Source organism: Glutamicibacter arilaitensis (genome assembly GCF_044793945.1).
Lineage (GTDB): Bacteria > Actinomycetota > Actinomycetes > Actinomycetales > Micrococcaceae > Glutamicibacter > Glutamicibacter arilaitensis_B.
In genome coordinates, this window is the sequence record NZ_CP084994.1 from 3,631,776 (window position 1) to 3,650,439 (window position 18,664).

Sequence of the window (18,664 nt, forward strand, 5' to 3'; positions counted from 1 at the left end):
GCTAACGCATCTGCGCTTGTCCGCACGTGGCACGATTGTTTCCTACTATTCGGCCAAAATAGGTGCTTGCGATACCCCGCGGAAGGCAGGCGCCTGACGTGCAGGGGCCGGTCGATAGGGCTTATTCCCGCTCGATAGGTACTTTTCACGGATCCCGATCGGCCTGCTGAACTTCCCTGTAACAGCGGGCTGATCGGGTCTCCTCTGGCAAAACCAAAGCTTTTGAGAGACTGCTCCCGGAACCAATTCGTAAGTGGACCGAGTTCAGTGGTGGACGCCTCGGCGCCGAATAAGGTGCCGGACCTGCGCCAGCCCAAGGAGCGGATCTGCGAAATTTATCAATGGCAATCCAAGCTCAGTGCCGGTGACGACGGTACCTTCCCGGCAACGGAAAATCCGATGAGACCAATCGATTCGCGGAGCACGTTGTACTTCTGGATGTCGATGAAACCGAGCAGTGCACGCCCACCGCGCTGGAACTCGTGCGTGATACCCAAAACCGCGCCGGTACCGCCATCTTCCTCATCGGCAGGCCAGGCATCGAGCAAGGTTTCCGGCGCTAACCCAATGCTGCCGTCGCCTCTGATTCGCTCACCTATACCGCGCCCTGGAAACGACGCCAGTCGTGGACGATTCCGCCCCGGCCCCGGAAACTGCAACGATCGGACGCCTCATCAGACGAAATTTCCGCCTCCGGGAACAGCTGATTCCCAAGATCAGCCGGGGTGAGAAACTCAACCAACTCGGATCGATCACCGAAGACTTCATCGAGCAGCGGATTGCGCCAGAGGACCAGCACTAACGCCTATCAAGGCCCTGCTATTTTTTGGCGAATGCCGGCGTGGTTACAGAGCATTGCACAGGCTTGCCAACCTCTCCGGTGACCGCAGCGATTTCTTTGACCCCATCGAGCAGGATCCGGCACGTGGCGGTGGCACCGGCACGTGGTACGGCTGAGACTCCGGCTTCATCTTCGGCCGTTACCATCACGGTTTCCTGCCATGAAGCAATCTGTTTATTTGACGGATCGTTTGTTGTTGCCACTTCGCCAACCGCGGTTTCGCTGGAATCTTCGCCTCGAGTTGGCGCCTCCAGGTACCTCACATCGTCAAGGCCATTGATGGTTCCGCCGGCGACCGACACTTCGTAGGTGACGCTCCAAGCATCCGCGGTCTGCCTGCCGAAAGACTCGACCATGCCGCAGGAAGTAACCGATAGTCCCAATACAACAAACATTGAACATGACCCGAGAATTTTCGAGATTCGTTTCGTCTTCGTGTTCTTGGCAATTTTCATTCTTTCCTTCGCTCATTTTTCTTTGTTGGGATTCGCGGCAAGATCCACAGTACAAGCATGATGGACGGCTTCACCTCGCCCCGTGAAGGGAGGTCTCGGCGCTAGTAGCTCCACCCGAGGGACTAGAAACAACCAGATAAGCAGCCCAGTGCACCGGCTGCCCTTATCAGCAGTCAGTCTTATTTAAGAATCAGAATGATGGCCGGCGGCAACACATGACCCGGACGAAGCGACGAGTCCCTGCTGCACACCTGCAATGACGAGCAGCCATTATGTTCCACATCAACCTGTGGCGTACCGCCACCGGCGATGTCATGGCCAGCCACTCAGCGCGTGCCCAAACGGCCCTCAACCAGGCAAGAGCTGCCGTCGAAAGCCAAACCAAGAAGGACGCCCGCAGCAAAGGCGCTGCAATGTGGCGGGTCAATCTCAAAAGCGCCATTCCTGGGTTAAGTGCCAAAAAGTGTGTACAGAACTCCCCGAAAACATGTAATCACTAGGAATAACACCACGAACACATGCTTTGAAAGCATGTACCGTGGCAACAATTGCAAACCAACCCCGTTGTGATGTATGCGGAAATAAGCTGGTCAAGAACGGGAAAACAGGCGCTGGACGCACCCGCTGGCGGTGCAAGAACTGCGGCGCGTCCAGCACTGTTTCCCGCCCCGATATCATCGCGAAAGGACAGTTCACCGGCTTCTACCGTTGGGCCACCGGGAAACACAGTATTTCCGAGCTACAAACCCCTCGGCGGACTTTCCACCGCACCACCGCCTGGTGCTGGCAAGTCCAGCCACACCTTGAGCAAACCGGCGAACAACATCGATACCTCATGCTCGATGGCACCTACTTCAACGGCTACTGCGCCCTGACCGCTTTCAACGGTACTCATATCATCGACTGGCAGTTCTGCGACCGTGAAAAGACCGCCTCGTGGACCCGCATGCTCCAACGCATGGCACCACCACAGATCGCCGTCATTGACGGGAATGGGGCGCTGGAGTCTGTGATCACCGGACTCTGGCCGGAAGCGAAGATCCAGCGTTGCTTCTTCCATATCCGCCAAACCATGGTTAAGCACCTCACTTTGAACCCGCGCACAGTCCCAGGTCAGCAGCTACTTACCTTGACCCGGGCATTGATGAAAGTTGAGACGAAGGAACAAGCGAATCAGTGGACCGAGCAGTTCTATCAGTGGCAGTCCATGCACACAGTCACGCTCAAAGAACGAACCTATGCCAAAGGGAAGTCTGAGTCTCGGCCTTCGTACGTCAGCCCTAATCAAACGTGGTGGTACACCCATATCAACCTGCGCCGAGGCGAGAAGCTCTTCCACAACCTTTTGAAGAAGGATCAACTTTTTCAGTGGTTGGACCTGGCATTGGAGGGCGAGGTGTTGCCTCGGACCACAAGCCCGCTCGAAGGCGGTATCAACGCGGGTATCAAGGACCAGCTACGACTGCACCGAGGCTTGACTCCGGAGCATTCGATAGCGCTCGTGCGCTGGTATTTGTATCGACACGTCGAAAACCCGAAGGATCCGTGGTCGTTCGTGCAGCAGCGGCATTGGGCCGAGAAACCCTCGCCGAAGATCATCAAGGATGAGCCTATTGGGCCGGTGCTTTACGACAAGCATTTCAGTTGGGATGACGGTAATGGAGTGCAAAAAGGGTGGGGAGGGCGTCGCTGAATCCACTTCAGCGCGTCATCTGTACACACTTTTTGGCACATAACCCCCATTCCTCAGCGACCGCATCCAAACGTTCGGAGTATCAACAACATCGTCTTTAAAAGAGATCCGCCCACCGACTGAAAAATCGGTGGGCGGATCATCGAATTATCAACTGGCCTTTGGACTACCCTGAACTACCGGCGGGATTATCCGTCGCTCCTAGGCGCTTTCTTCTCCAACCGGTTAATGACCGGAGACAGCACCAAATATCCCAGCGTCGCGGTGACCGCTGCGATCAGAGCGGCTTGGTAAGAAGTCATCACGAGGCGATAGCAACCGATCATGACGACAAAGGTCAAAAGCGTTTGCAAAGTTTGTACAGCGATCTTGCTCGCGCTGTTGAAGACCTTTAGCACAATCCGATCACTAATTTCGCCCAAAACGAGAATTATCAATACGAAAACAATGGTCAACAGCGGAGACCAAAGCAGTATTCCCGGTTTAGGGGCACCGAACTGGGAAAACCATAGTGGCGCAAAAAAACCCAGAAGCACCGGCAGTCCGGTAGCGAGCGTCACCATGGCTAGGTAGAGCCCAAGCCCGAATTTTTCAGGGGTGTTCAATTTGTTCATCGGAACCTAACGTAGCTGGGACCTCTTAGATACCACCGAAGACAACAACCCATGTGGCGACCGCCGAAGCGACGTCATAAGGGACGCCCAAGGCCATCAGACCGGTAATGATGGGTCCTTCTTGCCAGTTTTCGAGGTCTTCGAGGAAATTGGCAATCTTGTTTGCGTATGGACGCATTTTCGCGGGTATCTTATTTGAACTGTATCGAAGCGCCGCGATAGCTGCTTTTTTAGCCAGCGTTGTAATGATGTTGGCCGGCTGGGCTACATTCGTAGATCCCGTCTTTTGTGCTGCCATGGTATTGGCGACTCGTGCCGAAGAAACGTCAGAGGCCGCAGAGGCTCTTTTCGCTACTTCTTTCCAGTCGCTAGCTGTCAAAGACCCTGACAATGCCGAAACGCTCTGGCTCGTCAGCGTTGAAGCGGTAGGCGTTGCAATCGTTCCTGCATTTGCGGCTAGTGGTGTCAGCACGAGGGCTGAAGAAATAGATACCGCTACAGAAACGCGAAGAAATCTTGATTTTGGCACGTGAACTGCTCCTTGAGAGGTGTTGAGAATCTTCCAATACCACCCTATGAAGTATCTCAATACGCTGTAAATAGTACTTTTGGAGGAGGGTCAACCAAGGTCCGAGGGACGCTAATAGGGACCAAGAAAGGTGAACTACTCCCCCGAAGCTGGACTGAGAAATCAGAAACCAGCATCTGCGAAGCAGATCAAAATCGACCTTCTACTTGTTGAAGGAATGCATCCGCAATTAGCGCAGAACTAAGAATAGGCGTTGCGATTAGTTAGCCTCACAGGGGGCAAATTGCAGCGGCGCCTCGAACCGTGACAGTGCGCAGCACGCGGGGTCGCCCATCGGCTTCTAAGCACCGCGGCAGATCTTGTCTGTGAGAATGTAGCAGCGGGTCCAACCCCAAGACATTCGCCGCTCCGGAAACGCGCATGAAGAAACCCCCGCCACCTGGCAAGGGTTTCCTCATGCAGCAAATCCAGTGTGAAACCTAGACGGCGGTATAGCCACCATCCACCGGAATGACGGCGCCGGTAATGAATTTCGCCTTGTCGCTGGCCAAGAAGGTGATCAGGTCGGCTACTTCCTGCGCCTCGCCCACACGTCCCGCCGGGTGCAACTTGGCGTACTGCTCCAGTGTTGGCTCATCAATCAACGGGGTGCGGATGACACCAGGGGCCACCGCGTTGACGCGGACGCCTTCCTTGGCGTACATGGTGCCGGCGGCACGGGTCATGTTCACTACGCCGCCCTTGGATGCCGAGTAAGCAATGTTGTTGGAGATTGCGACCATGCCGAACATCGAGGCGAGGTTAATGACAGCGCCACCGTCACCCTGCTTCAACAGCTGGGCAATGACGTACTTATTGGTGTAGAAAACACCGGAGTAGTCGATGCCGTTGGTGCGTTCCCAGTTGTCAATGGTCGAGGTGACCACGTCACCTTCGCCGCCCACGCCGGCCGAGGCAACTGCAATGTCCACACGCCCGAATTCCTCGACGGTCTTGGCCACTGCGGCTTCGACGTTCTCGGCATTGGACACGTCGCCCTGGTAGAACTTGGCGCCGATCTCGTCTGCGACTTCCTGGGATTTTGGATTGAAGTCAAAGATCATCACTTTGGCCCCTTCGGCGATGAAATTCTTGGCTGTTGCCAGACCCAGCCCCGAACCGCCACCGGTGATGAATGCGACCTTGTTGTTGAGTTCCATGATGCGCTCCAATCCTTCAATGAAGTGTGACCACTTCCGTGGTCCTGTACTTCCATACAACACCATTTTAGTTGAAGCGTCAACCAGTTGTGACGTGGGGATCAAATCCAGCAGCTATCCTAATTGATTGCATCCCGCTGCGACCGTCAACTGCAGTCCAGCATCCAGCACCTGACTGCTCAACGGGGTAAGCTCAGCCACGGACCCATCACCGTCGAGAGGACTTCATCATGCCGCTAAGGCTTAGCGCTAAGCACCAGTTAGCACGTCGGCCGGCATGAGACTTTCAATTCTTGACCAGGTTCCACTCACTGAGCATGCGCCCACTCGGGCTGCCGCGTTATCCAGTGGCTTAGATCTGGCACAGGACGCTGACGCGCTTGGTTACCACCGCATCTGGTTTGCCGAGCACCACAATTCGCAGTCCTTCGCCAGCGCCGCCCCAGAAATGATGACCGCCCTGGCGCTGGAGCGCACAGCCAAGATCAGAATCGGTACCGGCGCCATCCTCTTGCCCTACTACTCAGCGCAAAAAGTCACCGAAACGATGGGCCTGCTCGCGGCAGTTCATCCGGACCGCGTGGATACCGGGGTGGGCCGTGCCTCGCTCAGCGACCCGCATTATGCCGCCAAGGTTGCGTCGTTGGTGCACGAGCTCGATGCCAGCCACCCTGCTTCAAACAGCGAGCCTGCCGGGCGCGTATGGGTTTTGGGCGCCGGCGGTTCGTCCGCGCCGTTGCCGGGAATGCTCGGTGCCGGCTACGTTCATGGCCACTTCCTGCGCCCCACCGGTGGCGAGGCGGCGACCAAAGCTTATCGTGAGGCAGCAATAGCTTCCGGGCACACTCCACACACTGTCTTAGCCGTCCGCTTTGTCACCGCCGAAACCGAGGAACAGGCCCGGGCTCTGGCCGAAGCCCTGCTGCTTTGGCGGGTGCGCAAGGATTTTGGGCACGACGGCCCCATCCCCTCAACGTCCACCGCCGCACGCTACCAGTGGAGCATTCAGGAACGTTCGAGGGCCCAGGAACGCAGTCAGGCACTGATCGTTGGAACCCCAACCAAGGTTCGAGCCGAGCTTTTGGATTTGGCCGACTCACACGGGGCTGATGAACTGATGCTCAATACGCTCACCAGTGATCCCGAAGACCGTTTGAATGCCTACCGGCTCCTAGCAGACGCTCTGATTGACTGATCGTGCAGATCTCCCGCCACTTGAGTGCGTAATTCTCGACAAAAAATTCCTTGGTCCGCTCATGTTGAGGGTTGGCGATGATCCAGCCTGATTCCCGGCAACGCCAAGTCTTTGAGCGTCTGGACGCGGGCGGACGGGACGACATTGAGCTGGCCGCCTCCATGCTGGAAATCAGGGAGCCGGCGAGCGCCTAGCCGGAATTGCCGATGGGAATTTCTGGCATTACATCGGCACATAAGGTGACCGATCGGGTGGTACCAGTTGAGGAACTGGTACCACCCGATACTTTTAGTGCCTCGTAATCCGCCAGAAAACGGTAGATTTCAAGCTCCTCAAAAAGTTTTTAGAACTTTTTCAATCCTTTTCCCATCTGGCTCCGAATGCTTCATGACAGCCCGCACCAACAGGGTCGGGGAAATACGACGAGAATTCTCGTCGTAAGGCAAGGAGATAGACATGCAGACACTCAACCGCAAATTTGTTGGAGCACTCTCGCTGGTCGCAGTTGCAGCGATGGGGCTCACCGCTTGCTCAACGGGCTCCGAAACCGCAGAACCATCGGCCTCCAGCTCAATGGCCGCTCCAAGCAGCTCGGCCATGGCCAGCGAATCAGCTGACACAGAGATGGATCCTGCAGCTAACCTCGTTGGCTCGGGCTGCGCGGCCTACGCCGAAGCAGTACCAAGTGGCGACGGCTCGGTAGCCGGCATGGCCAAGGATCCGGTAGCGGTGGCAGCCTCGAACAACCCACTGCTGAAGACCTTGACCGCTGCGGTGTCCGGAGAGCTGAACCCTGAGGTGGATCTGGTGGACACCCTCAACGGTGACGAGTTCACCGTCTTCGCACCCGTTGATGACGCTTTCGCAGCCATCCCTGAAAAGGACCTCAACGCAGTGGTCAAGGATGCAGATATGCTCAGCGGCATCTTGACCTACCACGTGGTTCCCGGCCAGATTGCACCCGCAGACCTTTCCGGTGACTACACCACCGTTGCAGGCCAGGATCTTGAGGTCACTGGCAGCGGAGATGACCTGAAGGTCAACGGCGCCTCGGTAATCTGTGGTGGCGTGCAGACCGCCAACGCCACCGTCTACCTGGTAGACGAAGTGTTGATGCCACCAGCAGAAAAGAAGTAGTCGAAGCGGACTACCAGCAAGACGTCCACCGCCCGAAGGCCGGTGCTTGGTGCTTGATCATCGAGCACCGGCCATCGGGCGGTTAACAGCCTCTTGACCGGCTAGGTCATGGATACCTTCGCCGGACAGCGGAAAAGGAGATATGAACAGAGCTGACACGGAACAATTGAATCCCGGCTCCGGTGATATTCTCGACACCATGGACAGAGCACCGAGCGGGACACAGGCAGAAGTAAGCCCTGGATCCACCGAACATTGGAGCGGTCTATGCCGACGGGTCGCCCAAGGGGACCATCAGGCCTTCGATTCCCTCTACACGGAGTTATCTCCGGTGGTGTACGGAATCTCGGTTCGGCTAATTCGCAATTCCGCGCAAGCTTCCGAGGTCACTCAGGAGGTCATGCTCGAAATCTGGAACAACGCCCACCAGTACTCCCAGAGCACCGGATCCATCTACGCGTGGGCCTCAACGATAGCCCGTCGCCGGGCCATTGACCGGATCCGTTCGGAGGAAGCCAGGACCCAGCGCGAGGACCGCAACTTCACAGTTGACCGGGAAGTCGCACAAATCGATGACGAACTGATGGCCCAAGTCGATTCGGAGCAGGTCCGCAATTGCCTAGACACGTTGACCGATAAGGAAAAGCAGACGGTCATTGACACTTACTACGGTGGCAGTACCTACGCACAAGTGGCCGAACGCCGGCAAATGCCCTTAGCCACGGTGAAGTCAAGAATCCGCAGCGCCTTGCAGCGCCTGAAGACATGTTTGGAGGTGGCATAAATGGATCGCCAGAATCGTGACGGCTCATTGAGCTCCGAAGACCATGAACTGTTGACCGGGTTGGCCTTAGAAGCTTTTGATTCACCCGAGGAACGGGAACGCGCCGAAAAACTGGTCAGCTCCAATGAGCAGGCCGCCCAATGGTTGCGTGGCTATCGTGAAACTATTTCACGGATCGACCGGGCCACGGCGTTGACCCCGCCGGCTGACTTGCGTGAGAAGATTTTCGCCGAGCTGCCAGCGCAAGCGTCCCCAACACCGATTTCGCTAAGCGAACGCCGTGAGCAAAAGCGGCGTCCCATGCCTCGCTACGGTTGGCTCGCGGCCGCTGCGGCGGCAGTGGTCCTGGCCGCTGTGCCGAGCGCCATCGCAGTCAACCAGCACCAGCGTGCGGTTACCGCTGAATCCGAAAACAACGAGCTGCTTTCAGTGCTCGATGGCCAGCAGCTGAAGGTAGTTAATGCGCAAATGCCGGACGGCGATGGCGCAATGACCCTGCTTGCGTCCTCCTCAGGCACGGTGGTGCTCGGCCACGATCTGCCGGCCATGGATCAGGAGCACGATTACCAGCTGTGGACCATTGCCGCAGGCGGAACTCCGGTTCCTTCCGATGTGGTTCCCCACGGCGACTGGAGCGCACAATTACCCGCCTTGCCCGAGGGCACAACTATCGCTTTGACCGTGGAACCGGCAGGTGGATCCCAGGCTCCGACTACCGATCCGGTGATGGCGCTGGTCGGCTGAGTAGGGAATGAAAAAGATGCGATTTAGCTAGCTAGGCTAAATACATTAGTCTTTGGCTATGAGGCAAGACTCCATGACCCAGACGCCGCAGCCCCTCCAACTGGTGTTGTTCCGCGATGATCTGCGCACGATGGACCACCCGGCCCTGTTAGCCGCACGGGAAGCCGGACCCACCGTGGCGGTCTTCATTCTGGATGAGCAGTCCGAGGGCATCAGGCCGCTGGGAGCGGCCGCTCGCTGGTGGCTGCACCACGGACTAGCCAGTCTCCGGGACTCCCTCCGCGAACTGGGCATCCCGCTGATATTGCGCCGCGGGGCCACCGCGGAGATCGTGGCAGAACTCAGCAGGGAATGCTCGCCGCAGGCTATCAGGTGGAATCGCCGATTTGGCCAAGCAGAGCGCGAGGTGGACACGCAGCTCAAAGCCGCGCTACACGGCGCGGGGATCAGCGCCCACAGCTACGCGGGGTTCTTACTTCACGAGCCTTGGGAACTACTCACTCAGAACCAGACCGGATTCAAGGTCTTCACTCCTTTTTACAACGCGTTGCGAAACACTGAAATACGGCCACCCCTGCCCGAGCCGAGCGCCCAGGATCCCATCGACGGCTTGACCTTGCGCAGCGATCAGCTGGAGAGCTGGAACCTGCTGCCGACTTCTCCGGATTGGTCCGCGGGCCTGCGCGAAACCTGGACTCCGGGTGAACCCGCGGCCCAGCAACGGCTAGCCGACGTCCTTGAATCAATTGCCGGGCACTACGTGGACCATCATGACCGGCCGGACCTCGACGGCACATCCGCACTGTCCCCCGCGCTGCGCTGGGGACACCTGAGCGCTCACCAAGTATGGGATGAATTGAGCAGGCATGCGGTAAATTCTCCGGCCTCCGCCGAGGGCGCCACAGCGCTACGCCGCCAGATCGCCTGGCGGGACTTCTGCTGGCACCTTTACTATCACCATCCGCAGCTGCCCACGGAGAACCTGCGTCCAGAATTTGATGACTTTAATTGGTCCTGGCCAACGGATTCACCCAAAGCCGCGGACCTGGTGGACGGCTGGCAGCGTGGCCGCACCGGCTTCGCACTGGTCGATGCGGGAATGGAGCAACTGTGGCAGACCGGCTGGATGCATAATCGGGTGCGCATGGTCACCGCGAGCCTATTAGTGAAGAACCTCGCGATCCACTGGCGGGTGGGCGAGCAATGGTTCTGGGACACGCTGGTTGACGCCGATATTGCCAGCAACACCGCCAACTGGCAATGGGTAGCTGGGTGCGGTGCGGATGCCGCACCTTACTTCCGCATATTCAATCCCGAATTGCAGGCCAAAAAATTCGATCCGCAGGGCTCCTACGTAGCCCGATACGCACCATTGGCCAGTGAGCCACTGGTGGATCTCAAGCAATCGCGGACGCAAGCCCTAGAATCATACAACCACATGAAATCGCAGCAGCATTCGTGAGTTCAAAAAATTTGCGAATCCTCCGATCCAAGAGCGCTACGGCTACGAATAACCGATAGGAGCTCCCAGAGCCCAGTCGCAGACACGTGCATAACAACGTATGAGGTGGTCAAAGATGGATCAGGTAATCAGATCCAAGCGTTTTGAGGTATTCGCCTTCGGGCTCGCAGGATTCATCTCCGCCGCGGTCCTGTTTGCCGTCGCGCAATTGGTTTCGGTATTTTTTGCGACTTCCTCGGCCCCCTTCGTCGCACTGGGATCGACATTCATTGACTTCACCCCGCCGTGGCTGAAGGATTTCGCCATCGCGACCTTCGGGACCAATGACAAACTCGCACTCTTCGTCTCCCTAGGCATCGTTGCCGCCATCCTCGCTGCCCTGGTAGGACTGCTGGCGCGCCGCAACTTCATTGCGGCGGCGGTCGCCATCCTCATTCTGTCCGCGGTGATCGGCACTTCGGTCATCACCCGGTCGGCTACCGATCCCATGGACTTGGTGCCGGTCATCATCGGCACGATACTCGGGGTGGGCACGCTTAAATGGTTGACCGGACTGGCTTCTACCGGCCCTGCTCCGAGGCACGAAGAGGAATCCCCCGGGGGCCCGTCCCGCCGAAAATTTCTGGTGGCTTCCTCGCTGTCTCTGCTCGGAGCAGCCATTGCCGCCGGCGTGGGCACCTCGATTGCAGCGACACGCAATGCGGCTGAATCCGCCCGCCTTGCGCTGGGTTTGCCTGCACCTAGAGCCAAGGCAGCAAAGATACCTGCGGGTGCGCAGGTAGATCTCAAGGGAATGCCAAAGTTCGTCACACCCAACGAAGATTTCTACCGTATCGACACGGCGCTTTCTGTACCACGCATTGACCCGGCCGAATGGTCCCTTCGCGTGCATGGCATGGTCGATAACGAATTCACCATGAGTTTTGACGAACTATTGGGCGAAGAACTCGTCGAAAGCTACCTGACGCTGACCTGCGTTTCCAACCCGGTGGGTGGAGACCTGGTAGGCAACGCCAAATGGCTGGGTTACCCCTTGCGAAAGTTGCTGGAACGAGCGGGTCCGCAAGCGGGTGCCGACATGGTGCTGTCTACCTCCATTGATGGATTCAGCGCCTCCACACCGCTGGAAATACTCACCGATGACCGCATGGCTCTCTTGGCGCTCGGAATGAATGATGAACCGCTGCCGCTGGAACATGGTTTTCCGGTACGCATGGTGGTACCAGGACTCTACGGTTATGTGTCCGCCACCAAGTGGGTCGTTGATCTTGAAGTGACCCGATTTGGCGAAAAGGATGCTTATTGGACCACGCGAGGATGGTCCGAGCGCGGACCTATCAAGATGTCTTCCCGAGTCGATGTGCCTCGCTCCTTCACGAAGCTCCCGCCGGGCGAAGTGGTCATAGGCGGCACCGCGTGGGCACAGACGATCGGCATTTCCAAGGTCGAGGTCAAGGTCGATGATGAGCCGTGGCAGGAGGCCGAGCTGGCCGAAGAAGCCACGCTGGATACCTGGCGCCAGTGGCGCTACGTCTGGAAGGGCGGAAACCCGGGCAACCATTCGGTCACCGTGCGCGCCTACAATGCCGATGGAGAAATGCAAACCAGCGACCGCGCAGATCCGGTGCCCAACGGGGCCAGCGGCTGGCAACGAGTACAGTTCTCCGTTTCGGACTCATAAACGCCACGAGTGTTGAGAACACCGTTGAAGAAGCTACGGTTCGCTGACCGCGACCTTGCTCCATGGCCTTTCGGCGATCCGCGGCCTCTGGATAGCCGCGAATCGCCGCAAGGCCATTCACGTTGTGCAGCTCAGCCGCTTAGACCAAGTGCTGAACGCTAGAGCTCGACAATCTCGAATTCCATCAAATCCGCGCCGGATGCGACAGGCTTCTTCTCCGCGCCAGAGTGAGCAGCATCTGCACGCTGATCACGCCAGTTCTCAAAGTCTTCGCGAGTAGCCCACTGGGTGAAAACGAAGTAGCGGTCTTCGCCGGAGACCGGGCGCAGAAGTTTGAATCCCTCGAAACCCGGCGAGCCATCCACCGAGTGCTTTCGAGCTGCGAAACGCTTCTCCAGCTCCGGGCCGGCTTCGCTTGGTACCTTCAACGCATTGATGACGACAATCGACATGAATTTCCCTTCTTTGCCCAGCTGTCGCTGGGCTACCGATGATTCATATCTCAGCCTACATCCGTCCCGTTACGCCGCAGCAAGCTGCTTCGCCTGCAGCCGCTCAAGCTTGGACTTTCTGGCTATGTGGTTCGAGTTGTCCACCGCCATGTACCACGAAGCGCCAACGATGAGCAGAATGAGCGAGAGCCCAATGCCGCTGGCCAGATCAGCCGCGAACAGGATCGGATTGATGATGGATGCGACCACCACTACGACACCGGCCCATTGGGCGAACTTGCAGAACCCCGGCCGTGCGCGCCCAATCAGGAAGGTCAAGAATCCCAGAATGAGGAACGGCAACGCGATGAAGCGGACGATACTGAAGAAATCAACATTCTGAAAGACGCCTCCAGAGAATCTCATCGTTCCACCAGCAACTTCGCTGACGAAGAACACGAAGACGCTCGTGACCACGGCGCTAAACGTGGCGATGACAACTTGAACGTAATTGAAAGGCATCTTGTACTTCATTTCAGCGCTCATGGCTGAACATCTCCTCGACCAATCGAAACGAACGACCCTTCAATTTAAATGTACGCCCGTTTGGGTGCCTTGAACCCAAGAGATTCCACTTTTGCTTCCCATGGGAAGCTTGATACATGGATTTAGAGATCACGCGCGCATTGAGCATTCCGGAGTCGGAGCTCAGCTGGCGTTTCTCGCGTTCTTCCGGCCCCGGCGGACAGCACGTCAATACGTCCGATAGCCGCGTCGAGTTGTCCTGGTCGGTCCCTGGTTCACGGGTACTCAGCGATGATCAGCGCGAACGTTTGCTTGGCCGCTTGGATTCAAAGCTCATTGCGGGAGTCATTACGGTCACGGCTTCGGAACAGCGTTCCCAGCTGCGCAACCGCGAGATCGCTATGCAGAAACTTGCCGACCTGGTTGGCGCGGCGCTTGCTCCCGACGGCCCTCGACGACGTGCAACGAAGCCGACCAAGGGTTCGCAACGCCGCCGCCTGGCAACGAAGTCGCGCCGCTCGGAAACGAAACAGCAGCGCAAAAGGCCAACCGCCGAGTAGCTTTGATGTGAATCATGGGCTGTTAGATCGGCAAGAGAGGTGCGTTGGCTCTTGGCTGCACCGGAGCATTGAACATCAATGGTCTTGCCAGTATCGGCTGGCGAAGTGCTTAGGGACAAGCACCTAAATTTTCCTGGCTACTGCTGGAGCACGTAGGTGTTGAGGTCTTCGAGGGTCTGGCGCATGTGGTCGTCCATGGCTTCGCGGGCTCGGGCGCTGTCGCGCTGCCCCAGCGCCGTGCGGATTTTTTCATGTTCCGCGATGGCATGGGCCTGGATTTGCGGAAAGGCGCTGGTTTCCCGGCGGCGGGAGGCAAGTACCCGGCCCAGCGGCTCGAAGAGGGCAGCGACGAAGACGTTGCCCGAGGCTTGCAGGATCTGGTCATGGAATTCGAGGTCTGCTTCCACGAATCGATCCAGGTCGGATTCCTGATGCGCGCCTTTCATCTCGGCAACCAGTTCATCGAGCCGGGCCAGCTGCGCGTCGCTGATCCTGCCAGCGGCCAGTTCGCAGGCCCCGGTCTCCAGCATTCTGCGCAGTTCAATGAGCTGGACGGCGGCCGCTGCGGCCCCCACGCCTTCGGTAGTTGCCCGGAGCACCGCTTCCAGCGAACTCCACATGCCGACGGGATTCACATAGGTGCCCCGGCCACGCTCAACCCGGATGATGTTCTGCGCTGCGAGGATTTTAATTGCCTCGCGCACGGTCATGCGACTGACGTCCAGGGCAGCGCAGAGCTCCAGCTCGCCGGGAATGAGCTCGTCAACGGCTAATTCACCACCGATGATCCGGTCAAGCACGTCGTCAGCGACCTGCGTGACCAGTGACTTTCGAGACACGGTTCCTCCATCCTTGAGGCCCGATGCCCCGTTGCAGACCTGTCCAGTCTATGTGCCCGCGGCGTTGCGGTGAGCCGCATTCCATGTAACACTATTCTTCATGACAGATGTCTGACATCTTACCAATGAAGTCAGTCGGTTGCCCAAAGACGAAGGAGTCCTTGTTCATGCTTGAGTCCGAGTTGTTCGCCGGTTACCTCCCGGAACGCGAAATCGAACCCGCTGAGATCGCCGCCGCAGCACGCGCCACCGGCCGCGTCCTGGTGGTACTGGACGATGACCCAACGGGCACCCAATCTGTCAGCAACCTGCCGGTGCTCACCCGCTGGGACGTCGCGGATTTCCGCTGGGCATTCGAGCTTCGGCTGGACGGCGAGCGCGCGCTGGCCGTCTACGTGCTGACCAACACCCGTTCCCTTGACGCGGCGGATGCCGCCGAACGCAATGAGCAGATCGTGGCTGCCGCTTCGCAGGCTGCGGCCGAGGCGGGCATCACCCTGGCCTTCGTCAGCCGCAGCGATTCAACCCTGCGCGGCCACTTCCCGCTGGAAACCGACACCATAACCGCGACCCTGCGGAGCCTCGACGCCGAGAATGCGGTGGACGCGGTGCTGATGGTTCCGGCCTTCGGCGACGCCGGACGGCTCACCGTAGGCGGCGAGCACTACATGCGCACCGGCGATGGAGAACTGGTGAAGGTCAGCGCGACCGAATTCGCCAAGGATGCCACCTTCGGCTTCAGCACCAGCTACCTGCCCGACTACGTGGCCGAAAAGACCGGCGGCCGCGTGGCTGCCGCCGACGTCCTCGTCCTGGACCTGGACACCATCCGCTCCGGCGCCCAAGGTATCGCGGACAAGCTGGCGCAGACGGAAAACGCGCAGGTGGCCGCCGCGGATATCGTCACCGAAAATGACCTGCGCGCGCTGGCCGAAGGACTGGAGCTCGCCGAGGCGGCTGGCACCCGGGTGCTCTACCGCGTTGGCCCGCCCTTCGTCCGCGCCCGCATCGGCCAGGCCGAACGCAGGCCGCTGACCACCGAGGAGATCTTTGCCGGGAACAACGCAAGCGAGCGCACCGCAGGCGGGCTGATCGTCGTCGGCTCCCACGTGGGAGTGACCACCAGGCAGCTGGCGGATCTGACCGCGCAGCATGCGAACGCCACCGTCATCGAGCTGGAAGTTCCCACCATCCTCTCGGAGCAGAGCGAAAGCTACCTCCATGCCAAGGCAGCCGAGATCGGCGCCGCTCTGGCTACCCAAGACGTCATTGTGCACACCTCCCGGACGTTGGTGAAGACCGCCGACGCGGCCGAATCCCTGGAGATCGCGCGCACGGTGAGCGCCGCGGTGGTCAGCGTGGTCAACCGAATCCTGCACAGCACTCCCCCGCGCTTCGTCATCGCCAAGGGCGGGATCACCTCCTCGGACGTCGCCGCCCACGGCCTTGAAATCCGCCACGCGATCGTGCGCGGACCGATGCTTCCTGGCATCGTCTCGCTCTGGGAATCGGTGGACGGCCCGGCAGCGGGCATCCCCTATATTGTCTTCGCCGGAAACGTCGGAGACGACAGCTCGCTGACCAAGGTCACCCGCACCCTGAGCATCACCTTCTAGCACCACCTCAAGATTTGGAGACACCAATGAGCACCACCACTGTTGCAGTCCTCGGCCTAGGCGCCATGGGCCTTCCGATGGCCACCCGCCTGGCTACCGAACTGACCGTGCACGGCTTCGACATCTCGGCCGAGCGCATGGAACTGGCCCGAGCGGCCGGAATCAGCACCTTCCAGAACGCCCGCGAGACGGTCTCCGGCGCCGACGCGCTGCTGCTTGCAGTGCGCAATGGCGAGCAGCTGGACTCCGTGCTGTTCGGCGAAACTGGCGTGGCCCAGTCGCTGAAGCCCGGAGCGGTGGTCATCTTGACCTCCACCGTCGGCCTGGATGCGGTCCCCGCCACCGCGGCCCGCCTAGGCGAGCTGGGTGTCGGCCTGGTGGATGCACCGCTCTCCGGAGGCCCGGTGCGCGCCGGCGAAGGCGACCTGCTGATCGTGGTCGGCGCCGAGCCCGCGGAGCTAGCCAAGGTCCGCCCGGTCCTGGAGCTGCTGGCCTCGACCCTGAGCATCGTGGGCGACAAGCCAGGCGACGGCCAGGCACTGAAAACCGTGAACCAGCTGCTGTGCGGCGTGCACATCGCCGCCGCCGCCGAAGCGCTGGCGCTGGCCGAGAAGCTTGGCCTGGACCAGGAAACCACCCTCCAGGCATTGCAGGCCGGAGCGGCGAATTCCTTCATGCTCGGCAACCGCGGCCCACGCATGCTCCAGGCCTACGCCGAAGAGGGCGCCGAGGTGCTCTCCCGGCTGGATATCTTCGTCAAGGACATGGGCATCGTGACTTCCGCGGCCCGCGCGCTGCACCTGTCCACCCCGGTGGCTTCGGCCGCCGAACAGCTCTACCTGCTGGGCGAAGCCCACGATCTGGCGGCCGCAGATGATTCGGCCGTGATCAAGGTTCTCGCCCCGAAGTCCGCCAAGTAAAGTCAGCTGCACGCAGCTGCCCCTGAGCATTCCCGTCAAAGGAGACGAAATTTTCATGAGCCCACTTATGCTCTTGCTGATCGCGGCAGCCGGCGTTGCGCTGCTGCTGGTCGCTGTCATCAAATTCAAGATGCCGGCGTTTATCGCCCTGCTGCTGGTCAGCATCCTTGTGGCCCTGGCCGCCGGAATTCCCCTGCAGGATGTGGCCGGGCTGATCACCGAGGGCATGGGCGGCACCCTGGGCAGCGTGGCGGTGCTGGTTGGCCTGGGCGCGATGCTCGGCAAGGTCATCGAGATCTCCGGTGGAGCCCAAGTGTTGTCCACCCGGTTCACCAAGCTCTTCGGCCCGCGCCGCGTCATTGCTGCGCTGACCACCGCTGCGTTCCTGCTGGCTATCCCGGTCTTCTTTGACGTCGGATTCATCGTGCTGGTGCCGATTATCTACGGCTTCGCGAAGGCGTTGAACGTTTCCCCGGTGAAGATCGGACTGCCGGTCGGTGCGATCATGCTGGCCATCCACGTGGTGGTCCCACCGCACCCGGGTGTCGTGGGAGGCGCCGAGATCCTGGGCGCCGACGTCGGATGGGCCACCATTCTGGGCCTGGCCTTCTGCGCCCCGCTGGGTGTCTTGAGCTACTTCGTGGCCAAGCGGATCAACCGCCGGGATATCCCGATGCTTGCGGAAACCGCGGAGCAGTTCGAGTCCTTCGGCACGAGCACCGATCCGGGCAGCACCTTGACCAAGACCAAGGCCCCGACCTCGTCCATGGTCATCTCCATGATCCTCCTGCCGATCGTGATGATCATGCTCGGCACCGTTGGCGGCACGCTGGTCACCGCTGAATCCACCGCTGCAAATGTCCTGGGCTTCGTTGGTTCACCGGCCATTGCGTTGCTCACCACCGTGCTGGTTGCCTACTACTTGCTCGGCGTGCGCAGCGGCTGGTCAAGTGAGCAGACCGGCAAGGTGATGGACTCGGCGTTGGCCCCGGCTGCCATCGTCATCCTGGTGACCGGCGCTGGTGGCGTGTTCGGCAAGGTGCTCACCGAGTCGGGCATCGGCACCGTGCTGGCCGAATCGCTGTCCTCCGCTGGCCTGCCGATTATCGTCATGGCCTTCGTGCTGGCTGCAATCCTGCGTGCCTCGCAAGGTTCAGCCACGGTTGCGATCATCACCACCACCGGCCTGCTGGCCACCGCCGTCGAGGCCGGCGGCTTCTCCGCGGTGCAGACCGCGCTGATCCTGGCTGCGGTGGGCTTCGGCGCCTTCGGCCTGAGCCACGTGAACGACTCGGGCTTCTGGATCGTGACTCGCTTCCTGGGACTCTCGGTCGCCGACGGTCTGCGCACTTGGACCGTGCTGACCACCATCTTGGGCGTCGCCGGATTCGCGCTCACTTCCCTTGTCTACGCCATCGTCACCGCCGCAGGAGTCTAAT

General features: G+C 59.5%; 20 protein-coding genes. 12 read left to right on the forward strand and 8 right to left on the reverse strand.

Going from position 1 to position 18,664, the window contains the following annotated elements; genetic code table 11:
* Positions 1-338: 338 nt before the first annotated feature.
* On the reverse strand, positions 339-548 hold the full coding sequence (locus tag LG294_RS16950; protein WP_404287815.1) for a hypothetical protein: 210 nt from the start codon (positions 546-548) through the stop codon (positions 339-341).
* A 77-nt stretch (positions 549-625) separates the two neighbouring features.
* Here LG294_RS16950 and LG294_RS16955 point away from each other — a divergent pair, with 77 nt between their 5' ends.
* Positions 626-802 (forward strand): hypothetical protein, encoded by a 177-nt coding sequence (locus LG294_RS16955; protein ID WP_404287817.1) that lies wholly within the window; start codon positions 626-628, stop codon positions 800-802.
* 17 nt (positions 803-819) lie between these two features.
* On the opposite strand, the gene LG294_RS16960 is transcribed toward LG294_RS16955, so the two are convergent.
* Positions 820-1,236 (reverse strand): hypothetical protein, encoded by a 417-nt coding sequence (locus LG294_RS16960; RefSeq protein WP_404287818.1) that lies wholly within the window; start codon positions 1,234-1,236, stop codon positions 820-822.
* A 598-nt stretch (positions 1,237-1,834) separates the two neighbouring features.
* Between LG294_RS16960 and LG294_RS16965 the strand changes: the two genes are divergently transcribed.
* Complete coding sequence (locus LG294_RS16965; protein WP_404285512.1) at positions 1,835-2,989, forward strand: IS1249 family transposase; 1,155 nt, start codon at positions 1,835-1,837, stop codon at positions 2,987-2,989.
* A 188-nt stretch (positions 2,990-3,177) separates the two neighbouring features.
* On the opposite strand, the gene LG294_RS16970 is transcribed toward LG294_RS16965, so the two are convergent.
* The 3 genes from LG294_RS16970 to LG294_RS16980 form a co-directional block, all read right to left on the reverse strand.
* A complete protein-coding gene (locus LG294_RS16970) occupies positions 3,178-3,594 on the reverse strand; it encodes a hypothetical protein (protein WP_404287820.1) in 417 nt (138 codons plus the stop codon).
* 34 nt (positions 3,595-3,628) lie between these two features.
* A complete protein-coding gene (locus tag LG294_RS16975) occupies positions 3,629-4,132 on the reverse strand; it encodes a hypothetical protein (protein ID WP_404287822.1) in 504 nt (167 codons plus the stop codon).
* A gap of 479 nt (positions 4,133-4,611) precedes the next feature.
* Positions 4,612-5,331 carry an SDR family NAD(P)-dependent oxidoreductase gene (locus tag LG294_RS16980; protein ID WP_404287824.1) on the reverse strand — a complete coding sequence of 240 codons (720 nt, stop codon included), beginning with the start codon at positions 5,329-5,331 and terminating at the stop codon, positions 4,612-4,614.
* A 277-nt stretch (positions 5,332-5,608) separates the two neighbouring features.
* Between LG294_RS16980 and LG294_RS16985 the strand changes: the two genes are divergently transcribed.
* The 6 genes from LG294_RS16985 to LG294_RS17010 all read left to right on the forward strand — a co-directional run bounded on the left by LG294_RS16985 (position 5,609) and on the right by LG294_RS17010 (position 12,334).
* Entirely contained in the window at positions 5,609-6,526 is a 918-nt protein-coding gene (locus LG294_RS16985) for an LLM class flavin-dependent oxidoreductase (RefSeq protein WP_404287826.1), read from the forward strand.
* 456 nt (positions 6,527-6,982) lie between these two features.
* Entirely contained in the window at positions 6,983-7,663 is a 681-nt protein-coding gene (locus tag LG294_RS16990) for a fasciclin domain-containing protein (protein WP_404287828.1), read from the forward strand.
* Positions 7,664-7,805: 142 nt separating this feature from the next.
* Positions 7,806-8,447 carry a sigma-70 family RNA polymerase sigma factor gene (locus LG294_RS16995; RefSeq protein ID WP_404287830.1) on the forward strand — a complete coding sequence of 214 codons (642 nt, stop codon included), beginning with the start codon at positions 7,806-7,808 and terminating at the stop codon, positions 8,445-8,447.
* Positions 8,448-9,191, forward strand: a complete 744-nt coding sequence (locus tag LG294_RS17000) for an anti-sigma factor domain-containing protein (protein WP_404287832.1) — start codon at positions 8,448-8,450, stop codon at positions 9,189-9,191.
* 73 nt (positions 9,192-9,264) lie between these two features.
* A complete protein-coding gene (locus LG294_RS17005; protein ID WP_404287834.1) occupies positions 9,265-10,653 on the forward strand; it encodes a cryptochrome/photolyase family protein in 1,389 nt (462 codons plus the stop codon).
* 115 nt (positions 10,654-10,768) lie between these two features.
* The gene (locus tag LG294_RS17010; RefSeq protein WP_404287836.1) at positions 10,769-12,334 is read left to right on the forward strand and encodes a molybdopterin-dependent oxidoreductase; all 1,566 of its coding nucleotides are present in this window, start codon (positions 10,769-10,771) and stop codon (positions 12,332-12,334) included.
* Positions 12,335-12,492: 158 nt separating this feature from the next.
* Here the strand turns inward: LG294_RS17010 and LG294_RS17015 are convergent, their stop codons facing one another.
* Complete coding sequence (locus tag LG294_RS17015; protein ID WP_404287838.1) at positions 12,493-12,786, reverse strand: antibiotic biosynthesis monooxygenase family protein; 294 nt, start codon at positions 12,784-12,786, stop codon at positions 12,493-12,495.
* Between the two features lie 69 nt (positions 12,787-12,855).
* Positions 12,856-13,311: a DUF6069 family protein gene (locus tag LG294_RS17020; RefSeq protein ID WP_404287840.1), complete on the reverse strand. Its 456-nt coding sequence runs from the start codon at positions 13,309-13,311 to the stop codon at positions 12,856-12,858.
* A 116-nt stretch (positions 13,312-13,427) separates the two neighbouring features.
* Between LG294_RS17020 and arfB the strand changes: the two genes are divergently transcribed.
* On the forward strand, positions 13,428-13,850 hold the full coding sequence (gene arfB / locus LG294_RS17025; RefSeq protein WP_404287842.1) for an alternative ribosome rescue aminoacyl-tRNA hydrolase ArfB: 423 nt from the start codon (positions 13,428-13,430) through the stop codon (positions 13,848-13,850).
* A 137-nt stretch (positions 13,851-13,987) separates the two neighbouring features.
* Here the strand turns inward: arfB and LG294_RS17030 are convergent, their stop codons facing one another.
* Positions 13,988-14,689: a FadR/GntR family transcriptional regulator gene (locus tag LG294_RS17030; RefSeq protein WP_404287844.1), complete on the reverse strand. Its 702-nt coding sequence runs from the start codon at positions 14,687-14,689 to the stop codon at positions 13,988-13,990.
* A 167-nt stretch (positions 14,690-14,856) separates the two neighbouring features.
* Between LG294_RS17030 and LG294_RS17035 the strand changes: the two genes are divergently transcribed.
* Genes LG294_RS17035 through LG294_RS17045 form a run of 3 tightly spaced genes read left to right on the forward strand, consistent with a single transcriptional unit; the run spans position 14,857 to position 18,663 of the window.
* Positions 14,857-16,305 carry a four-carbon acid sugar kinase family protein gene (locus tag LG294_RS17035; RefSeq protein ID WP_404287846.1) on the forward strand — a complete coding sequence of 483 codons (1,449 nt, stop codon included), beginning with the start codon at positions 14,857-14,859 and terminating at the stop codon, positions 16,303-16,305.
* Between the two features lie 26 nt (positions 16,306-16,331).
* Positions 16,332-17,225, forward strand: coding sequence for an NAD(P)-dependent oxidoreductase (locus LG294_RS17040; RefSeq protein WP_404287848.1), 894 nt, complete (start codon positions 16,332-16,334; stop codon positions 17,223-17,225).
* Between the two features lie 55 nt (positions 17,226-17,280).
* Positions 17,281-18,663, forward strand: a complete 1,383-nt coding sequence (locus tag LG294_RS17045) for a GntP family transporter (RefSeq protein ID WP_404287850.1) — start codon at positions 17,281-17,283, stop codon at positions 18,661-18,663.
* Position 18,664: the final 1 nt, after the last annotated feature.